Source organism: Streptomyces sp. col6, from assembly GCF_008042035.1.
Lineage (GTDB): Bacteria > Actinomycetota > Actinomycetes > Streptomycetales > Streptomycetaceae > Streptomyces.
On the sequence record NZ_RDBL01000013.1, the window covers coordinates 842,560 to 859,457 of the forward strand.

Annotated in this window: 16 protein-coding genes; 13 read left to right on the forward strand and 3 right to left on the reverse strand. The window is 73.3% G+C overall.

All coding sequences use genetic code 11. The features are described from left to right. The first annotated feature begins 66 nt into the window (after positions 1–66). The 3 genes from EAO73_RS20425 to EAO73_RS20435 all read left to right on the forward strand — a co-directional run bounded on the left by EAO73_RS20425 (position 67) and on the right by EAO73_RS20435 (position 2,666). Positions 67–549, forward strand: coding sequence for a pyridoxamine 5'-phosphate oxidase family protein (locus EAO73_RS20425; protein WP_147972943.1), 483 nt, complete (start codon positions 67–69; stop codon positions 547–549). Between the two features lie 229 nt (positions 550–778). Beyond that, complete coding sequence (locus tag EAO73_RS20430) at positions 779–982, forward strand: cold-shock protein (RefSeq protein WP_018518748.1); 204 nt, start codon at positions 779–781, stop codon at positions 980–982. Between the two features lie 85 nt (positions 983–1,067). Then, on the forward strand, positions 1,068–2,666 hold the full coding sequence (locus EAO73_RS20435) for a DEAD/DEAH box helicase (protein WP_147972944.1): 1,599 nt from the start codon (positions 1,068–1,070) through the stop codon (positions 2,664–2,666). Positions 2,667–2,795: 129 nt separating this feature from the next. Here the strand turns inward: EAO73_RS20435 and EAO73_RS20440 are convergent, their stop codons facing one another. Continuing rightward, positions 2,796–3,698 carry a hypothetical protein gene (locus tag EAO73_RS20440; RefSeq protein WP_147972945.1) on the reverse strand — a complete coding sequence of 301 codons (903 nt, stop codon included), beginning with the start codon at positions 3,696–3,698 and terminating at the stop codon, positions 2,796–2,798. A gap of 70 nt (positions 3,699–3,768) precedes the next feature. Next, positions 3,769–5,544 carry a glycoside hydrolase family 35 protein gene (locus tag EAO73_RS20445; RefSeq protein ID WP_147972946.1) on the reverse strand — a complete coding sequence of 592 codons (1,776 nt, stop codon included), beginning with the start codon at positions 5,542–5,544 and terminating at the stop codon, positions 3,769–3,771. Positions 5,545–5,688: 144 nt separating this feature from the next. Here EAO73_RS20445 and EAO73_RS20450 point away from each other — a divergent pair, with 144 nt between their 5' ends. Together EAO73_RS20450 and EAO73_RS20455 are read left to right on the forward strand one after the other, a co-directional pair. After that, positions 5,689–6,567 (forward strand): helix-turn-helix domain-containing protein, encoded by an 879-nt coding sequence (locus tag EAO73_RS20450; protein WP_147972947.1) that lies wholly within the window; start codon positions 5,689–5,691, stop codon positions 6,565–6,567. 18 nt (positions 6,568–6,585) lie between these two features. Next, positions 6,586–6,924 (forward strand): chorismate mutase, encoded by a 339-nt coding sequence (locus tag EAO73_RS20455; RefSeq protein WP_147972948.1) that lies wholly within the window; start codon positions 6,586–6,588, stop codon positions 6,922–6,924. Positions 6,925–6,962: 38 nt separating this feature from the next. Here EAO73_RS20455 and EAO73_RS20460 read toward each other — a convergent pair whose 3' ends face one another. Continuing rightward, entirely contained in the window at positions 6,963–8,396 is a 1,434-nt protein-coding gene (locus EAO73_RS20460; RefSeq protein WP_147972949.1) for an MFS transporter, read from the reverse strand. 335 nt (positions 8,397–8,731) lie between these two features. Between EAO73_RS20460 and EAO73_RS20465 the strand changes: the two genes are divergently transcribed. From EAO73_RS20465 to EAO73_RS20500, 8 genes are all read left to right on the forward strand, one after another. Further along, positions 8,732–10,216: an aldehyde dehydrogenase gene (locus tag EAO73_RS20465; protein WP_147972950.1), complete on the forward strand. Its 1,485-nt coding sequence runs from the start codon at positions 8,732–8,734 to the stop codon at positions 10,214–10,216. A gap of 38 nt (positions 10,217–10,254) precedes the next feature. After that, positions 10,255–11,190 (forward strand): VOC family protein, encoded by a 936-nt coding sequence (locus EAO73_RS20470; protein ID WP_147972951.1) that lies wholly within the window; start codon positions 10,255–10,257, stop codon positions 11,188–11,190. Next, the gene (locus EAO73_RS20475; RefSeq protein WP_147972952.1) at positions 11,187–12,029 is read left to right on the forward strand and encodes an aspartate dehydrogenase domain-containing protein; all 843 of its coding nucleotides are present in this window, start codon (positions 11,187–11,189) and stop codon (positions 12,027–12,029) included. The genes EAO73_RS20470 and EAO73_RS20475 overlap by 4 nt, the downstream gene beginning before the upstream one ends. Continuing rightward, entirely contained in the window at positions 12,026–12,829 is an 804-nt protein-coding gene (locus EAO73_RS20480; protein ID WP_147972953.1) for an alpha/beta fold hydrolase, read from the forward strand. The genes EAO73_RS20475 and EAO73_RS20480 overlap by 4 nt, the downstream gene beginning before the upstream one ends. Positions 12,830–12,871: 42 nt before the next feature. Beyond that, positions 12,872–13,393, forward strand: a complete 522-nt coding sequence (locus tag EAO73_RS20485) for a cupin domain-containing protein (protein ID WP_147972954.1) — start codon at positions 12,872–12,874, stop codon at positions 13,391–13,393. Then, complete coding sequence (locus EAO73_RS20490) at positions 13,393–14,151, forward strand: SDR family NAD(P)-dependent oxidoreductase (RefSeq protein ID WP_147972955.1); 759 nt, start codon at positions 13,393–13,395, stop codon at positions 14,149–14,151. The genes EAO73_RS20485 and EAO73_RS20490 overlap by 1 nt, the downstream gene beginning before the upstream one ends. Positions 14,152–14,314: 163 nt before the next feature. Next, the gene (locus EAO73_RS20495) at positions 14,315–15,100 is read left to right on the forward strand and encodes an SDR family oxidoreductase (protein WP_147972956.1); all 786 of its coding nucleotides are present in this window, start codon (positions 14,315–14,317) and stop codon (positions 15,098–15,100) included. A gap of 33 nt (positions 15,101–15,133) precedes the next feature. Next, positions 15,134–16,804 (forward strand): thiamine pyrophosphate-binding protein, encoded by a 1,671-nt coding sequence (locus EAO73_RS20500; protein WP_147972957.1) that lies wholly within the window; start codon positions 15,134–15,136, stop codon positions 16,802–16,804. The last annotated feature ends 94 nt before the right edge of the window (positions 16,805–16,898 follow it).

Below are 16,898 nucleotides of genomic sequence, written 5' to 3' on the forward strand. Positions count from 1 at the left end.
CGGGTGCCGGTGCCGGACCCGGCCGGCCGCGTACGCGGCTTCGGCTGGGTGGGCTGCGGGACCTCTATGACGACCGCCGAACCGGACTTCGCCGACACCGTGCGTCGGCGGTTCGCGCAGTACCGCCACCACGTCCTCGCCACCCTCCGCGAGGACGGATCGCCCCGGCTCACCGGCCTGGAGGTGGACTTCTGGGAGGACGAGCCGCACCTCGGCATGATGCCGAACTCCCGCAAGGCCCTCGATCTGCGCCGCGACCCCCGCTTCTCGGTCCACGCCAACCCCGGCCCCGACGCCACGATGGCCGACGGCGACGTCCGCATCTCCGGACGCGCCGTCGAAGTCACCGACCCGGTGGTGCTCGCCCGCTTCGTCGAGGGGCGCACTCCGCCCGAGCCCTTCCACCTCTTCCGTGTCGAACCCACCGAGGTGGTCCGCGTCGGCCTGGAGGGCGGCGATACGCTCGTCATCAGCACCTGGCGCCCCGGCCGCCCGCTGCGCGAGATCCGCAGGGGCAACGACGACAAGACGCTCTCCCGGAGCCGCTGAGCGCGACGCGCCGGCCGCACGTGAGACGCGTCTCCCTCCACACGGCAGTGATCCGTGCTACCGTTGGGCCCGTTGCAGTTTTGGTACCCATGAACTTTATGTGCGCCTGACGGGAATGCTTCGTCAGGCGCTTTATTGTTTTCCGGCTTTCTCCGGATGGGGCTCAATGCGGCGACTTGGAATTCGTAAAGTGCGAATTTCCGGCACTGCACCTCCTTAGGAGAACGACATGGCTACGGGAACCGTGAAGTGGTTCAACTCTGAAAAGGGCTTCGGCTTCATCGAGCAGGACGGCGGCGGCGCCGACGTCTTCGCCCACTACTCCAACATCAACGCCTCGGGCTTCCGCGAGCTCGTCGAGGGCCAGAAGGTCAGCTTCGACGTCACGCAGGGCCAGAAGGGCCCGCAGGCGGAGAACATCGTCCCGGCCTAATTGCCGGACGCGTACCTCGCAGCCGGGGCCCGCACCGTGAAGGTGCGGGCCCCGGCTCGTGCTGTCCCAGGAGGACAATCCCGATATGACCCGCTCCGAACGTCAGGACCGTCCCGCCCGCAACCGCCCGTCGAGGGGGCGTGGCACGGCCCAGGCAAAGGCAACCGCGCAGGGTTCCGGCAAGGGATCCGGAAAGGCGTCGCCCCGTCGCAGGGCCACGCCGCCGCAGGGCGAATTCGCGCTGCCCGAAACCATCACCCCCGCACTGCCCGCCGTCGAGGCGTTCGCCGAGCTGGACATGCCCGCAGCCCTGCTGAAGACCCTTGCCGCGCAGGGCGTGACCGAGCCGTTCCCGATCCAGGGCGCCACCCTGCCCAACTCGCTGGCCGGCCGCGACATCCTCGGCCGGGGCCGCACCGGCTCCGGCAAGACCCTGGCCTTCGGCCTCGCGCTCCTGGCCCGCACCGCCGGCCGCCGCGCCGAACCGAAGGCCCCCCTGGTCCTCGTCCTCGTACCGACCCGCGAGCTCGCCCAGCAGGTCACCGACGCGATGACGCCGTACGCGACCTCCGTGAACCTGCGGCTGGCCACCGTCGTCGGCGGCATGTCGATCACCAAGCAGTCCGCCACCCTGCGGCGCGGCGCGGAAGTCCTCGTCGCGACCCCCGGCCGGCTGAAGGACCTCATCGAGCGGGGCGACTGCCGCCTGGACCAGGTCTCCGTCACGGTCCTCGACGAGGCCGACCAGATGGCCGACATGGGCTTCATGCCGCAGGTCACCGCCCTGCTCAAGCAGGTCGAGCCGGATGGCCAGCGGATGCTGTTCTCCGCGACCCTGGACAAGAACATCGACCGCCTGGTCAAGATGTTCCTCACCGACCCCGTCGTGCACTCGGTCGACCCGTCGGCCGGCGCCGTCACCACCATGGAGCACCACGTCCTCCATGTGCTCGACGAGACCGACAAGAAGGCCGTCGCCACGAAGATCGCCGCCCGCGAGGGACGCGTGATCATGTTCGTCGACACCAAGCGCGCGGCGGACCGCTTCGCCAAGCGGCTGCTCGCCAGCGGTGTACGGGCCGCCGCGCTGCACGGCGGACGTTCGCAGCCGCAGCGCAACCGGACCCTGGACCAGTTCAAGAACGGCCAGGTCACGGCGCTCGTCGCGACCAATGTGGCGGCGCGCGGCATCCACGTCGACGACCTCGACCTCGTCGTCAACGTGGACCCGCCGACCGACCACAAGGACTACCTCCACCGCGGTGGGCGCACCGCGCGCGCCGGGGAGTCCGGAAGCGTCGTCACGCTGGTGCTGCCCGACGAGAAGCGGGACATGACCCGCCTGATGCAGGACGCCGGCATCGCGCCGCGCACCACCCGCATCAAGTCCAGCGACGAGGAACTGACCCGCATCACCGGCGCCCGTGAACCGTCCGGCGTCGCGGTCGTCATAGAGGTCCCGCAGCCCACCCAGCCGAAGCCGCGTACGCGGCCGGCCGGGTCCGGCACCGGCACCCGCTCGGGCAGCCGGGGCCGCGGCCGCGGCTCCGCGTCGAGCGCGGCAGGCACCACCCGGGGCGCCGCCCCCCGCACCGGCGCCGCCCGCGGCACCGGCCGGGCTGCGGCCCCCGCACGCGGCACGGGCCGCGGCTCCGCGCCCACGCGCGGCCGCCGCGCCGCGTAGCACCCCGCTCGGCCGGAGGGGCCGAATCAAGCCCCCCGGCCGGGCAGATCGCGCACCTCCGGGGGCCGAATCAAGCCCCTCCGGCGATTGAGGAGCGGGGGTCCGGGGGCAGCGCCCTGAAGAGGACGCTCAGGTCGTGCAGTCCAGCACCGCACGGCACAACGCGCACCGCACCCGCACCCGCCCCCGCACCGGAACCCGGTTGCGCTGATGGCATGTCGGGCACGCGAACGCGACCCGCAACCCGTCCCCGGCGGACTCGAAGGCGTACGGAACCCCCGGCGCCGCCCCCGCCCCGGGATGCTCCGACGCGTACCGCCGGTCCTTCGCGTACCGACGGCGCCCCGCCCAGCCGGCCGCCGTCAGCGGCGGCTGCGCCGCGTCCCGCAGCGCCCGCGCCCGGCCCTCCGCGTACGCGGTGTACGCCTGCGGACTCGTGAACCACGGCGAGGGGTCCTCGTCGAACACCTGCGCCCGCTTGGCCAGCACGTACCCGAACTCCTCCGGCGTCAGATAGCCGAGCTTCTGGCTGGAGACCGCGTCCTCCCGGAACGCGTCCAGCAGCAGCCAGCCCGCGCCCAAATAGGCCGCCGTCGTGTCGGTCAGGATCTCGTTGTCCCGGGTGCCGGGGAACTCCAGGCCCAGCCGGTGCAGCAGCACATGCGCGACCTCGTGCGACAGGGCCGCGCCGATGTCCCGGCGGTGCGTACGGAAGCGGTCGTTCAGCTCCACGAAGTACTCGGGGCCCGCCGCGAGTTCCACACTGCCCGCGTGCTCCATCGCCCGGAACGCCACGATCACCCGGGCGTCCGGCAGCCGGTAGTGGTGCACCATCGCCCGCGCCACCCGCTGCGCGCCCAGGTGCAGATCGTCCGCGTCCGCGAACGCCGCGTCGACCGGGGCGAGGCTGGGGGCGAACCGCCGGACCCCGTCGGCCGACAGCCGCCGGTACAGCGCGGTGATCGCCGAGCGGACCGTGTCCAGATGCGGGAAGCCGTGCTCGACCGGGCTGTTGCGGGGGCTGTCCGTCACGTCCGTACCCCCGCTCGCGCGACCGCTCGACTCCTCACCACTGTAGACCGCGGCGGGCGCCCGGTGGTTGTCAGCCGGTACGGACCGGCAGCCCCGGGCCCAGCTCGACGAACGGCGCCCCCGCGCCCTCCGTCTCCAGCACCCACACCTCGTTGACGCCGTCCCGCAGCACCGGACCCGGCACGTACAGCGTGTGCTGCGGGCCCGCCGACCAGTAGCGGCCCACGCAGAAGCCGTTCACCCAGGCGAACCCCCGGGTCCAGCCCGGCAGTTCGAGCCCCGCGTGATCCGCCCCGCCCGCCGTCTCGAACGTGCCCCGGTACAGGCCCGTCCCCCCGGCTCCGTCGACCGGCGTGAACGGCACACCCGCCACCGCCCCCGGCTCGTCGAACGCGTCCAGCCGCAGCGCCCGCGCCCGCACCCCGTGCAGATACTGGCGCTCGTGCAGCACGCCCCCGGTGATCCCCTTCGGCTCGCCCAGGCGCGGCCCGTAGTTGACCCGGCCCAGCGACTCCACCCACAGCTCCACGTCGGCCGGCCCGGCCACCGGCTCCTCCAGGGTCCCCGCCTCCTCGCTCAGGACGCCCCGGCGCACCCCGTCCACGTACACCACCGCCCGGTCCCGCAGCCCCGAGACGCCCAGGGCGTACGGGCGGCGCGGGCCCGGCACGGCGACCCGGTAGCGCACCAGCCCCCGGTCGACGCCCAGTTCCTCGAACGTGGGCGGCACCCCGCTCTCCGCCGTCTCCTCGTCCCCCAGCGCGTCGAGGACGGCCGGCAGCGGCGCCCACTCCGTCAGCTCCGCCCGCACCGGGGCGAGCCCGACGGGCTCCGGCGGCGGCGCGGGCAGCGGCCCGTCCGCGTACCCGGCCAGCACCTCGCGGAACAGGCGGAACTTCTCCGTCGCCCGCCCGTACTCGTCGACCGGCGCGTCGTAGTCGTACGACGTCACCGTCGGCAGCAGCGCCCCGTCCTGGAGCGGGCCCGAGCGGTTGGCACCCGCCCAGCCCGCGAAGTTGGTGCCGCCGTGCGCCATGTAGATGTTCACCGACGCCCCGCACTCCAGGATCTCCGCCAGCGCACCGGCCGCCTGCGCCGGGTCGCGTACCACCGGCGGCGCACCCCAGTGCTCGAACCAGCCGCACCAGAACTCCATGCACATCAGCGGACCCGACTCCTGATGGCGGCGCAGCACCCGGAACGCCTCGCGGGCGCCCGAACCGAAATTGGCCGTGGCGAGCAGACCGGGCACCGAACCGCCGGTGAGCATGTGGTCCTCCGGCCCGTCCGAGGTGAACAGCGGCACGCTCACCCCGGACGCGGCGAGCAGGTCCGCCAGCTGCCGCAGATGCACGGCGTCGGTGCCGTAACTCCCGTACTCGTTCTCCGCCTGCACCATGATCACCGGACCGCCGCGGTCCGCCTGCCGCTCGACGACCTGAGGCAGCAGCTCGGCGAACCAGGACCGCACCGCGTCGAGGTACCCCTCGTCCCGGGTCCGCACCCGGCGGCCGAACCGGCCGGTCACCCACGCCGGCAGACCGCCGTTCTCCCACTCCGCGCAGATGTACGGGCCCGGCCGCACGATCGCCCACAGACCGGCGCGGTGCGCCGCGTCCAGGAACCGGCCGAGCGCACCGGTGTCCCGGAACCGCCCCGGCCGGGGCTCGTGCAGGTTCCACGGGACGTACGTCTCCACACAGTTCAGGCCCATCGCCCGCAGCATCGCCAGCCGGTGGTCCCACTGCCCCTCATGCACCCGGAAGTAGTGCAGGGCCCCCGACAGCAGCCGTACGGGCTTCCCGTCGATCCGGAAGTCGTCGTCCCCGACGGTGAAGTCAGCCATGGTGCCCGTTCTCCTGATGCGCGGAATGTCTCGGTCCAGCCTCACCCCTGGCGTGCGGCCGGTCCATGGACAAAGATCTTGGCTGTTTGGACAACCGCCTGCTCACCAGGCGTACGACACGGGGACCGGGGAGAGAAGGGGCCGATGTACCACACCTGGATGCGCTTCTTCACGCCCAGTCCGCTCCACCACCGCCTCGGCCTGGTCTGCCTCGGCGTCGGCCTCCAGCACGGCGCCCTGCCGACCGTCGGCCCGCGCACCCTCGACCACCACGTCGCCGTCGTCGTCCACTCGGGCAGCGGCTGGTTCGCCGGACCCGACGGGCGGCGCCTGCCGGTGACCGCGCCCAGCCTGATCTGGCTGACCCCCGGCACCCCGCACCACTACGGCGCCGACCCCGGGACCGGCTGGGACGAGAGCTTCGTCGACTTCACCGGGCCCGCGACCGCCACCTACACCGAACTCGGCTACATCGAACCCGACCGCCCCCTGGTGCCCCTCTCCGACACCGCCGCCCCGCGCGCCGCGATCGGCCGGATGGTCCGGGCGGCCCGGCGCGGCAACCCGCTCCTGGAGGTCGAGACCGGGGCGGCGGTGCACGAACTCCTCGTCGCCCTGCGCCGGGCCCGCGCCGACATCGGCCCCGACGGCGACCCCGTCCTCCAGGCGCTCGCCCGGGACGCCTTCCAGCCCCTGTCCGTCGCCGAACACGCCGCCCGCCACGGCATGACCTCCGCCGAACTGCGGACCGCGGTGCGCCGGGGCGCCGGATGCAGCCCCAAGGACTACCTCCTCGGCATCCGCCTCGGCCGCGCCAAGGAACTCCTCGCCACCGGAGACCTGCCCGTCGCCGCCGTCGCCCGCCGCGTCGGCTACGACGACCCCGCCTACTTCTCCCGCCTCTTCGCCCGCCGCGTCGGCATGGCCCCCGTCCGCTTCCGCGAACAGCAGGGCCGCACCGTCCCCGGCGGCTGGAGCGACCGGGTCCCCGATCCGGATCACCCCCCGACGATCACCCCGTAACCCGTAAGCTCGCTGCCCATGACCACGAACGACATCGACGACTCCGTGCGCCTCGAACTCGACCGGCTGCGCCAGAGCATCGACAACATCGACGCGGCCGTCGTCCACATGCTGGCCGAGCGCTTCAAGTGCACCCAGCAGGTCGGCCACCTCAAGGCCGCCCACCACCTGCCCCCGGCGGATCCGGCCCGCGAGGCCCGTCAGATCGCCCGGCTGCGCCAGCTCGCCGAGAGCGCGCACCTCGACCCGGCCTTCGCCGAGAAGCTGCTCAACTTCATCGTCGCCGAGGTCATCCGCCACCACGAGCGGATCGCGGACGAGTCCGTGAACGGGGCGGAGGCGGCCGGGGAGCGTTAGCCGCCCCGGCCGCCTCCGCGCCCTCGTCCGCCCGTCCGTCAGGGCGCGATCTCCTCCAGGGGCCGGTTCGCCGTCTCCTCCGCGAGGGTGCCGGCCACCACCGCGCCGAGCACCGCCACCGCGGCGAGCATCACGAAGACCGCGGTGACGCTGTCGTTCGCCGCGTAGACCACGCCGACGAGGATCGGGCCGAGGATGACGCCCAGGCGGTTGACCGCGCCGCCGACGCTGCAGCCGAGCGCGCGCATCCGGGTCGGGTACAGCTCCGGCGTGTACAGGTAGAGGCAGATGTTGGAGCCGAAGAAGCCGACCGCCGAGAGCGAGGTCCAGATCAGCACCTGGACGGGGGAGCCGGCGCCGAGGGTGGCCAGGGTGAGCAGCAGGGCGGCCGAGGCGCCGAGGCAGATCGCGAAGATCTTGCGGCGGCCCAGGACGTCCACCGTGAGCGCGACGATCAGGCAGCCGAGCAGGCCGGCGACCGAGGTCACCGTGGAGTAGAGCAGGGCGTCGGAGAGGCCGAGGCCGTACTCGTCCTTGTAGATGCTCGGCAGCCAGGACGTCACGCCGTAGTTCACGAAGTAGCCGGTGAACCAGATCGCGCCGACGACCAGCGTGCGGCGCCGGTAGCGGCCGGTGAACAGGCCGCGCATCCCGGTCGCCGCCCGCTCCGCGTCGGTGGCCGCGGCGCTAGCCGGTGCCTTCACCGGAGCCTGCGGAGCGCCCGGCGCCGGGAGCGGCCGGCCCGTCGCGGCCGTCACCTTCGCCTCGATCCCGGCCATCACTGCTTCCGCCTCCGCGAGCCGGCCCCGGTCCGCGAGCCAGCGCGGCGACTCCGGGACGCGGCGCTGGACGAGGAAGGCCAGCAGGCCCGGGACGGCGGCGACGGCGAACATCGTGCGCCAGCCCGCGGCCGGGACCACCCAGGCCGCGACCAGCGCGCCGACGGTGAGGCCCGCCGGGAAGACCAGCTCGTACAGCAGGACGAAGCGGCCCCGCTTGAAGCTGCGCGTGATCTCACTGATGAAGGCCGCCGCCACCGGCACCTCGCCCCCGATCGCGAGCCCCTGGACGAACCGGAGGGCGAGGAACGGGGTGAGCGAGGTGCAGGCGGTGAGGGCGAGGCTGACCAGGCCCGATACGGCGATGCAGTACGCGATGACCTTCACCCGGCCGTAGCGGTCGGCCAGCCGCCCCGAGAGCAGGGCGCCGACGAGCATGCCGACCGAGCCGACGGTGAGGACGGCCGTGGCGTCGCCGGTGCTCAGGTGCCACTCGTCGCGCAGTTCGGGCAGCGCGTAGGCGATCAGCAGCTGGTCGAACGCCTCGAAGAAGGTGACCACACCCACGATCAGGCGGACGGTGATGTGCCAGCGGGAGGGCGGCAGCCGCTCGAACCGGGCCGCGATGGCGGTGCGGGGGGTGCCGGCGGGCGAGGGGCCCGGTGCGGCGTCCTGCGAGATGTCGGTGCTCATCCAGGGTTCCTCCTGCTCCGCGGGGGGCCCGGAGCGGTTGGGGAGCCAGGTGTACGGGTTTGCAGAGGGGTGTGGGTGAGCCGAGCGTACGGGTGGGGGAGCGGTACGCGGTGCCCGTGAGGCGGTGACATCGCCCACGAACCTCTGTAAGCACCTAGCTTCTTAGGGCTTAAGTTCTATCGGTCCGGGGGTGGACGCCGTCAAGGGCCGGGGAGCAAAAGACTTTTTGCCCGGGAGGGCTTGCGGGTAATTATTTAAGCCCTTAGCTTTTTAGCCCTGAGGTACCCGGCTCCGGCCGGACCGAGCGAACCGATACAACCGCAGGAGGCCAACTGATGCTTGCCGACGAGGTGTTGGTCGCGGGGCAGTGGCGACAGGGCCGTGGCGCCCCCATCGAGACCATCGACCCGGCCACCGGCCAGGTCATCGCCACCGTGCACGCCGCGTCCCTCGACGACGTCGAGGAGGCCGCCGCCGAGGCCGCCCGCGCCGCCCAGGACCCCGCCTGGCGCGAACTGCCGGCCCACCTCCGCGCCCGGCTGCTGCACCGCGTCGCCGACCTCGTCGAGCAGAGCGCCGACCGGCTCTGTGCCCTCCAGACCGCCGACACCGGCAAGTGCCGCACCGAGACCCGCGCCCTCGTCCTCAGCGCCGCCGGCACCTTCCGCTACACCGCCGCCGCCCTGGAGACCGCCGAGGACACCCTCACCCCGGCCCGCGGCCCATACGTCACGATGAGCGTCCACGAACCCATCGGCGTCGTCGGCGCGATCACCCCCTGGAACTCGCCGATCGCCAGCGACGCCCAGAAGCTCGCCCCCGCCCTCGCCGCCGGCAACGCCGTCCTCCTCAAGCCCGCCGAGTGGACGCCCCTCGTCGCCCTCGCGCTCGGCCGCCTGGTCCACCGGGCACTCACCGAGGCCGGGCTGCCCACCGCCCTGCTCTCCGTCCTGCCGGGCCGGGGCAGCGTCATCGGCGACGCGATCGTCCGCCACCCCGCCGTCGGCAAGGTCACCTTCACCGGCGGCACGGCGACCGGCCGCACCCTCGCCCACGCCGCCGCCGACAAGCTGATGCCCGTCTCCCTCGAACTCGGCGGGAAGTCACCGACGATCGTGCTGGAGGACGCCGACCTCGAACAGGCCCTCGCCGGCGTCATGTACGGGATCTTCTCCTCCAGCGGCCAGAGCTGCATCGCCGGCTCCCGCCTCTTCGTCCACCGCTCCCGCTACGACGAGTTCCTCGGCGAACTCGTCGCCCGCACCGAGAAGTTGCGTGTCGGACCCGGCACCGACCCGGACACCCAGGTCGCCCCGCTCGTCCACCACCGCCACCGCGACAGCGTCGCCGCCTACGTCGACCTGGCCCGCGAGGAGGGCGCCACCGTCCGGTGCGGTGGAGCGGCCCCCGAGGGCGAGCGCTACCGGGACGGCGCCTACTACCTGCCCACCGTCCTGGACGGCCTGCCGAACACCGCCCGGGTCTGCCGGGAGGAGATCTTCGGACCGGTCCTGGTCGCCCTGCCCTTCGACGACGAGGACGACCTCGTCGCCCAGGCCAACGACAGCGTCTACGGACTGGCCTGCGGCATCTGGACCCGCGACCACGCCCGCGCCTGGCGGCTCGCCCGCCGTATCGACGCCGGCACCGTCTGGATCAACACGTACAAGCAGTTCAGCATCTCCACCCCGTTCGGCGGGCTCAAGGACAGCGGCATCGGCACCGAGAAGGGCCGCGACCTCATCCGCGGCTACCAACGGCAGAAGTCCCTCTACTGGGCCACCGACACCACCCCGCTGCCCTGGGCCGCCGCCCACTGACACCGCACGCGCCCCACCCACCCGAGCGGGAGAACACCATGCCCCACGACCGGCCCATAGCCCGGCTCCGCGCCCTGCGCTCCGTCGAACTCCACACCCCCGCACTCACCGAGTCCGCCGACTTCTACGCCGAGGTCTGGGGCCTGGAACCCGTCGAACGCGACACCGGCGCCACCTGGCTGCGCGGCACCGGCGAGGAACACCACGTCCTGCACCTCACCCGCGCCGACCGCAACGGGCTCGGCCGCATCACCTTCGCCGTCGCCACCCCCGCCGAGATCGACGAGGCCGCCCGCCGGCTCCTGGCCCGCGGCATCGTCCCCGTCGCCGGCCCCGGCCCCCTCGACCAGGTCGGCGGCGGCTACGGACTGCGCTTCACCGACCCCGAGGGCCGGCTGATCGAACTCAGCGCCCAGACCCACGCCGTCACCCCGCGCGGCCGGGACACCGCCGTCCCCGTCGGCGTCACCCACACCGTCCTCAACACCACGGACATCGACGCCGCCGTCGCCTTCTACACCTCGGTGCTCGGCCTGCGCGTCTCCGACTGGTCCGAGCACCAGATGGCCTTCCTGCGCTGCAACGCCGACCACCACTGCATCGCGTTCAACCAGGCCGAGTGGGCCTCCCTCAACCACGTCGCCTACGAGATGCCGTCCGTCGACCACTTCATGCGCGGCCTCGGCCGGCTCCGCCACCACGGCATCGTCCCCCAGTGGGGACCCGGCCGGCACGGCCCCGGCAACAACACCTTCTCCTACTTCACCGACCCGGCCGGACTCGTCTGCGAGTACACCTCCGAGGTCGCCCAGATCGTCGAGGACGCCTGGATCGCCAAGGTCTGGCGCCGCACCCCCGACCTCTCCGACCTGTGGGGCACCGCCGGACCGCCGTCCCCCGTCATCCGCCGCCACATGGCCGGCACCCCCGACCCCGGCCCGCTCGCCACCACACCGGAAGAGGTGACCGCGTGACCACCCTCCTCAACTCCCGCCCGGACACCGCCCCTGCACGCCCCGGCCGCTCCGTGCGCCGCGTCGGCCTCGTCGGCTGGGGCGCCATCGGACGCGTCGTCGGCACGGCCCTCGCCGAAGGCCGGATCCCCGGCGCCGAACTCACCTGCGTCATCGACAACCGGCCCCTCGTCGACGCCCCCGCACCCCAGCTGTCCTTCGAGGACGCCCTCGCCGTCTGCGACCTTGTCGTCGAAGCCGCCGGCCAGGCCGTCGTACGCGAATGGGCCGAGCGCGTCCTCACCAGGGGCGCCGACCTGCTCATCGCCTCCACCGGCGCCCTCGTCGACCCCGAACTCACCGGCCGGCTGCGCGCCGCCGGACCCGGCCGCGTCTACTTCACGGGCGGCGCCGTCGGCGGCCTCGACCTCCTCCAGGCCGTGCGCGGACTCGGCCCCCTCAGCTCCGTCACCCTCACCACCACCAAGCTCCCCGCCACCCTCCACCAGCCCTGGATGGACGACGAGCTGACGGCCCGGCTGCACACCACCACCGAACCCGTCGAGGTAATGCGCGGCACCGCCCGCGACGTCCCGGTGAAGTTCCCCAAGTCCACCAACGTCGCCGCCTCCGTCGCCCTCGCCACCGGAGACCCGGACCTCGTCGAGGTCGTCGTCGTCGCCGACCCGGCCGCCACCCTCACCCGGCACGTCATCGAGGCGGCGGGCCCGCACGGCAGCTACCGCTTCGAGGTCGCCCACCGGCCCGACGCCGCGAACCCCGCCACCAGCCAGGTCGTCCCGCACGCCGTGCTCCGCAGCCTCGGCGCCGTCGTCGGCCGGGCGGGACAGATCCTGTGACCGCCGAGACGCTCACCGCCGGGGCCGTCCACACCCGCGAGGCCGGCGACCCGGACGCCCCGCTGCTGCTCTGCCTCCACGGCATCGGCTCCTCCTCCGCCGCCTTCGCCCCCCAGCTCGACGTCCTCGCGGACCGGGTACGGGTCGTCGCCTGGGACGCCCCCGGCTACGCGGACTCCGCCGACCCCGACCACGCCCCCGGCCTCGACGGCTACGCCGACACCGCCGCCGCCCTCATCCGGGACCACGGCGGCCCCGCCCACGTCCTCGGCGTCTCCTGGGGCGGCGTCATCGCCCTGCGCCTCGCCGCGCGCCACCCCGACCTTGTCGCCTCCCTGATCGTCGCCGACTCCAGCCGGGGCTCCGGCATCCACCCGGACAAGGCGAAGGCCATGCGCGGACGCGCCGCACAGCTCGCCGCCGAAGGCCCCGAGGCGTTCGCCGCAGCCCGCGGACCCCGCCTCGTCTCGGACGGCGCACCCCCCGAACTCGTCGCCCGCGTCGTCGCCACCATGGTCGCGTCCGTCCGCGCACCCGGCTACGGCTACGCCGCCGAGGCCATGGCGGACGCCGACCTCACCGACGACCTGCCCGCCATCACCGCACCCGCCCTCGTCCTGTGCGGCGAACAGGACACGGTCACCGGCACCGACGAGTCCCAGGCCATCGCCGGAGCCCTGGAGAAGTCGGTCTACGTCACCCTCTCCGGCGCCGGACACCTCGCCAACCAGGAACGCCCCGAGGCCTTCAACGCCTGGGTCCGCGCCCACCTCCACGTCGTCGCCCGCATACCCGCGTAACGACGAGCCCCCACCCACCCCCGACCCACCGAGGAGCATCCCGTGCCCATCGACAAGACCCCGTACGAGAACGACGGCGACCTCGCGAAGTTCACCGACTCCCTCATCGCCACGAAGGACTCCCGCGAACCCGACTGGGACACCCTCTCCTTCCAGGAGAAGGCCGGCGCCCAGTACCGCCGCGCGCAGATCCGGTACGTCGGCTCCGGCGCCACCGGCAACCACGAGAACGACAACCGCATCCTGCCCTCGGGCGGCTTCACCCTCTCCAACATGCTGCTCCCGCCGGGCGCCGAGGGCCCCGAGCACACCCACCACGACGTGGAGGAGGCGTTCTTCGTCCTGGAGGGGCAGGTCAGGGTCGGCATCCACCGCGGCGCCGACGAGACCGAGTACCGCACCCTCGGCTACCGCGACATGATCGTCGTGCCCGCCGGAGTCGCCCGCTCCCTGAAGAACGAGGGCGACACCGACGCCCTGTTCTGCGTCATCATCGGCACGCGGAAGCCGCAGGTCCCCACCTACCCCGAGCACTCGCCGATGCACGGCGTCACCCGCGGCTGATGGCCGCCGACGACACCCCCCGCACGGTCGTCGTCACCGGCGCCGGCCGCGGCCTCGGACTGGCCGCGGCCCGCCGGATCGGCGCTGACGGACACCGCGTCGTCATCGCCGAACTGGACGAGGCCACCGGCCGGCAGGCGGCCGGGACCCTGCGCGCCGAGGGCATCACCGCGGACTACCACCCGCTCGACGTCGCCGACCCGGACTCCGTCGCCGCCCTCGCCGGCACCCTCGCCGGTGACGGCAGCCGCGTGTACGGCCTGGTCAACAACGCCGGACTCGCCAACGCGGTCGGTGGCAAACCGTTCCACGAGATCGACGTCGAGGCCTGGGACCGCATCATGACGGTCAACGCCCGCGGCCCCTGGCTCGTCGCCCGCGCCCTCCTCCCGCTCATGGCGGCCCACGGCAGCGGACGCGTCGTCAACCTCGCCTCGGACGCCGCGCTGTACGGCTCGCCCCGGCTCGCCCACTACATCGCGTCCAAGGGCGCCGTGATCTCCCTGACCCGGGCCATGGCCCGGGAGACGGGCGACCTCGGCATCACCGTCAACGCCGTGGCCCCCGGCCTCACGGAAGGGGAGTCCGCCGTGGACATCCCCGCCGAACGCCACGAGCTGTACCGGCTGAACCGGGCGATCTCCCGCCCCCAGCAACCGTCCGACCTGGTCGGCCTCATCGCCTTCCTCATCGGCGAGGAATCCGGCTACATCACCGGCCAGACCTTCGCCGTGAACGGCGGCTTCACGATGCAGTAGCCCTGCGGGCAGCAGCGCCCGAATCAATCCCGTCCACCACCTCCAAGCCGGTCCGCCACCTCCAAGCCGGTCCGCCACCTCCAAGCCGGTCCACCACCTCCAAGCCCGTCCGGCGATTGAGGACACCCCCACCGCCCGCACCCACCCGCAAGGAGCCGCACCCATGGACCTCCAGCTGAAAGGCCACCGCCTACTCGTCACCGGCGGCAGCTCCGGCGTCGGGCTCGCGACGGTCCGCGCGCTCCTCGACGAGGGCGCCCGCGTCGCCACCTGCGGCCGCCGCCCCGACGCCCTCGCCGCCGCCCTCGACGGCCTCGCCGGATCCGACGTGCTCTACCACGCCCCGTGCGACGTCACCGACGAGGCCGCCGTACGCGCCTTCACCGACGCCGCCGCCGACCATCTCGGCGGCCTCGACGGCCTCGTCAACAACGCCGGCGCCTCCCGGATGAAACCCTTCGCCGAGACCACCGCCGCCGACTGGCGCGAAGAACTGGAACTCAAGTTCTTCGGCGTCCTCAACCCCCTCAAGGCCGCCCTGCCCCACCTCCGCGCCGCCGGCAACGCCTCCGTCGTCAACATCAACGCCGTCCTCGCCAAACAGCCCGAGACCCGGCTGATGACCACCAGCGCCGCCCGCGCCGGCATCCTCAACCTCTCCACCTCGCTGTCCAAGGAACTGGCCCCCGACGGCATCCGCGTCAACTCCGTCTGCCTCGGCCTCATCGACACCGGACAGTGGGAACGCCGGTACGCCGCGTCCGGCTCCCCGCTCGACTACCCCGCCTGGCAGGCGGAACTGGCCGCCGACCGCGGCATCGCCCTCGGCCGCCTCGGCAACGCCGACGAAGTCGCGTACGCCGTCACCGCCCTCCTCTCACCCCGGGCGTCCTACATCACCGGCACCACCGTCGACGTCTGCGGCGGCGTCAACCGCGCCGTCGCATAACCCACCCGCCACCCCCCTTCAGGAGCACCCGACATGACCCGACCCAACGGCGGCGACCTGCTCGTCGAGACGCTACGAGGACTGGGCGTCGACACGGTGTTCGGCATCGTCAGCGTGCACAACCTGCCGCTCGTCGAAGCCGTCGACCGCGACCTGCGCTTCGTCCCCGTCCGCCACGAAGCCGCCGCCGTCAACGCCGCCGACGGCTACGCCCGCGCCACCGGCAACCTCGGCTGCGCCCTCACCAGCACCGGTACGGGCGCCGGCAACGCGGCCGGATCCCTCATCGAGTCCCTCAGCTCCGGCACCCCCGTCCTGCACATCACCGGACAGATCGACAGCGCGTACCTCGGCTCCGGACGCGGCTTCATCCACGAGACCAAGGACCAGCTCGGCATGCTCCGCGCGGTCTCCGCGCATGCCGTCACCGTCACCGACGCCGAGAGCGCCGGCGACCTCCTGCGCGAGGCCGCCGCCCGCGCCCTGACCGCCCCGCACGGCCCGGTCAGCGTCGAGTGGCCCATCGACCTCCAGTTCGCCCCCCAACAGCTCACCGGCACCCCCGTCCCCGCGCCCGCCGTCCCGCCCCTGCCCGACGCGGCGCTCCTGGACGAGGCGGCGGCCCTGCTGTCCGCCGCCCGCCGCCCCCTCCTCTGGGCCGGCGGCGGCGCCAACAGCGCCCGCCCCGAAGTCGCCGCACTCCTGGACGCCCTGAACGCCGGGCTCGTCACCTCCAACTCCGGCCGCGGCGCCGTCCCCGAATCCGACGCGCGGGTCCTCGGCAACTACGCCACCGCCCCCGCCGGCCGCGCCCTGCTCGCCGAGGCCGATGTCCTGCTCACCATCGGCACCCACTTCCGCTCCAACGAGACCGCCGACTACGGCCTCGAACTCCCCACCACCCACATCCAGATCGACCTGGACCCCGCCGCCCCCGGCCGCGTCTACCCGGCGACCGTCGCCCTGACCGGCGACGCCACCGCCGTACTCGCCGCACTCCTGGGCCGCGTCACCAGCGGGAGTACGGAGACGAGCTGGCCCGGCCGCGTACGCGAAGCCCGTACCGCCGCCCGCACGGCGCAGCGCCACGCCATCGGCCCGCAGGCCGCGGTCAACGACGCGATACGCGACGCCTGCCCGCCCGGGTCCGTCATCGCCCGGGATGTCACCATCCCCTCCTCCACCTGGGGAAACCGGCTCCTGGAGATCACCGACCCGGCCACCAACGTCTTCCCGCGCGGCGGCGGCATCGGCCAAGGTCTCGCCATGGGCATCGGCGCCGCACTCGGCCGTCCCGGCACCCCCACCGTCGTCATCGCCGGCGACGGCGGCCTCGCCGTCCACCTCGGCGAACTCCTCACCCTCGCCCAGGAGAAGCCCGACCTCACCCTCCTCGTCTTCAACGACGGCGGCTACGGCGTCCTGCGCAACATGCAGGACAACCACTTCCCCCGCCGCTCCGGAGTCGACCTCACCACCCCCGACTTCGCGCAGCTCGCCGCCGCCGTCGGTCTCCCGTACGCCCGCATCGCCGCCGAGGCCGACGCCGGACCCGTCATCAAGGAAGCCGTCACCACCCCCGGCCCCACCCTCGTCGAGATCGACCTCGCCGCACTCGGCCCGATGAACACCCCCTTCACCCCGCCCGTCAAACTCCCCGCCGCCGCGACCGGCACCCCGCGAGAAGGAGGCAACCCGTCATGACACCCGCCGAGGAGCCCCGGCTCGACCTGCTCGTCCACCGCATGACGTGGGAGGCCGACGGAGTCCTGAGCATCGAACTCACCCACCCCGACGG

Excerpts from the sequence above, each read along its gene's own strand:
- EAO73_RS20495 (WP_147972956.1), top strand. The coding sequence starts at position 14,315 with ATGGACCTCCAGCTGAAAGGCCACCGCCTACTCGTCACCGGCGGCAGC.
- EAO73_RS20470 (WP_147972951.1), top strand. The coding sequence starts at position 10,255 with ATGCCCCACGACCGGCCCATAGCCCGGCTCCGCGCCCTGCGCTCCGTC.
- EAO73_RS20490 (WP_147972955.1), top strand. The coding sequence starts at position 13,393 with ATGGCCGCCGACGACACCCCCCGCACGGTCGTCGTCACCGGCGCCGGC.
- EAO73_RS20430 (WP_018518748.1), top strand. The coding sequence starts at position 779 with ATGGCTACGGGAACCGTGAAGTGGTTCAACTCTGAAAAGGGCTTCGGC.
- EAO73_RS20465 (WP_147972950.1), top strand. The coding sequence starts at position 8,732 with ATGCTTGCCGACGAGGTGTTGGTCGCGGGGCAGTGGCGACAGGGCCGT.
- EAO73_RS20460 (WP_147972949.1), bottom strand. The coding sequence starts at position 8,396 with ATGAGCACCGACATCTCGCAGGACGCCGCACCGGGCCCCTCGCCCGCC.
- EAO73_RS20435 (WP_147972944.1), top strand. The coding sequence starts at position 1,068 with ATGACCCGCTCCGAACGTCAGGACCGTCCCGCCCGCAACCGCCCGTCG.
- EAO73_RS20425 (WP_147972943.1), top strand. The coding sequence starts at position 67 with ATGACGACCGCCGAACCGGACTTCGCCGACACCGTGCGTCGGCGGTTC.
- EAO73_RS20450 (WP_147972947.1), top strand. The coding sequence starts at position 5,689 with ATGTACCACACCTGGATGCGCTTCTTCACGCCCAGTCCGCTCCACCAC.
- EAO73_RS20445 (WP_147972946.1), bottom strand. The coding sequence starts at position 5,544 with ATGGCTGACTTCACCGTCGGGGACGACGACTTCCGGATCGACGGGAAG.
- EAO73_RS20500 (WP_147972957.1), top strand. The coding sequence starts at position 15,134 with ATGACCCGACCCAACGGCGGCGACCTGCTCGTCGAGACGCTACGAGGA.
- EAO73_RS20455 (WP_147972948.1), top strand. The coding sequence starts at position 6,586 with ATGACCACGAACGACATCGACGACTCCGTGCGCCTCGAACTCGACCGG.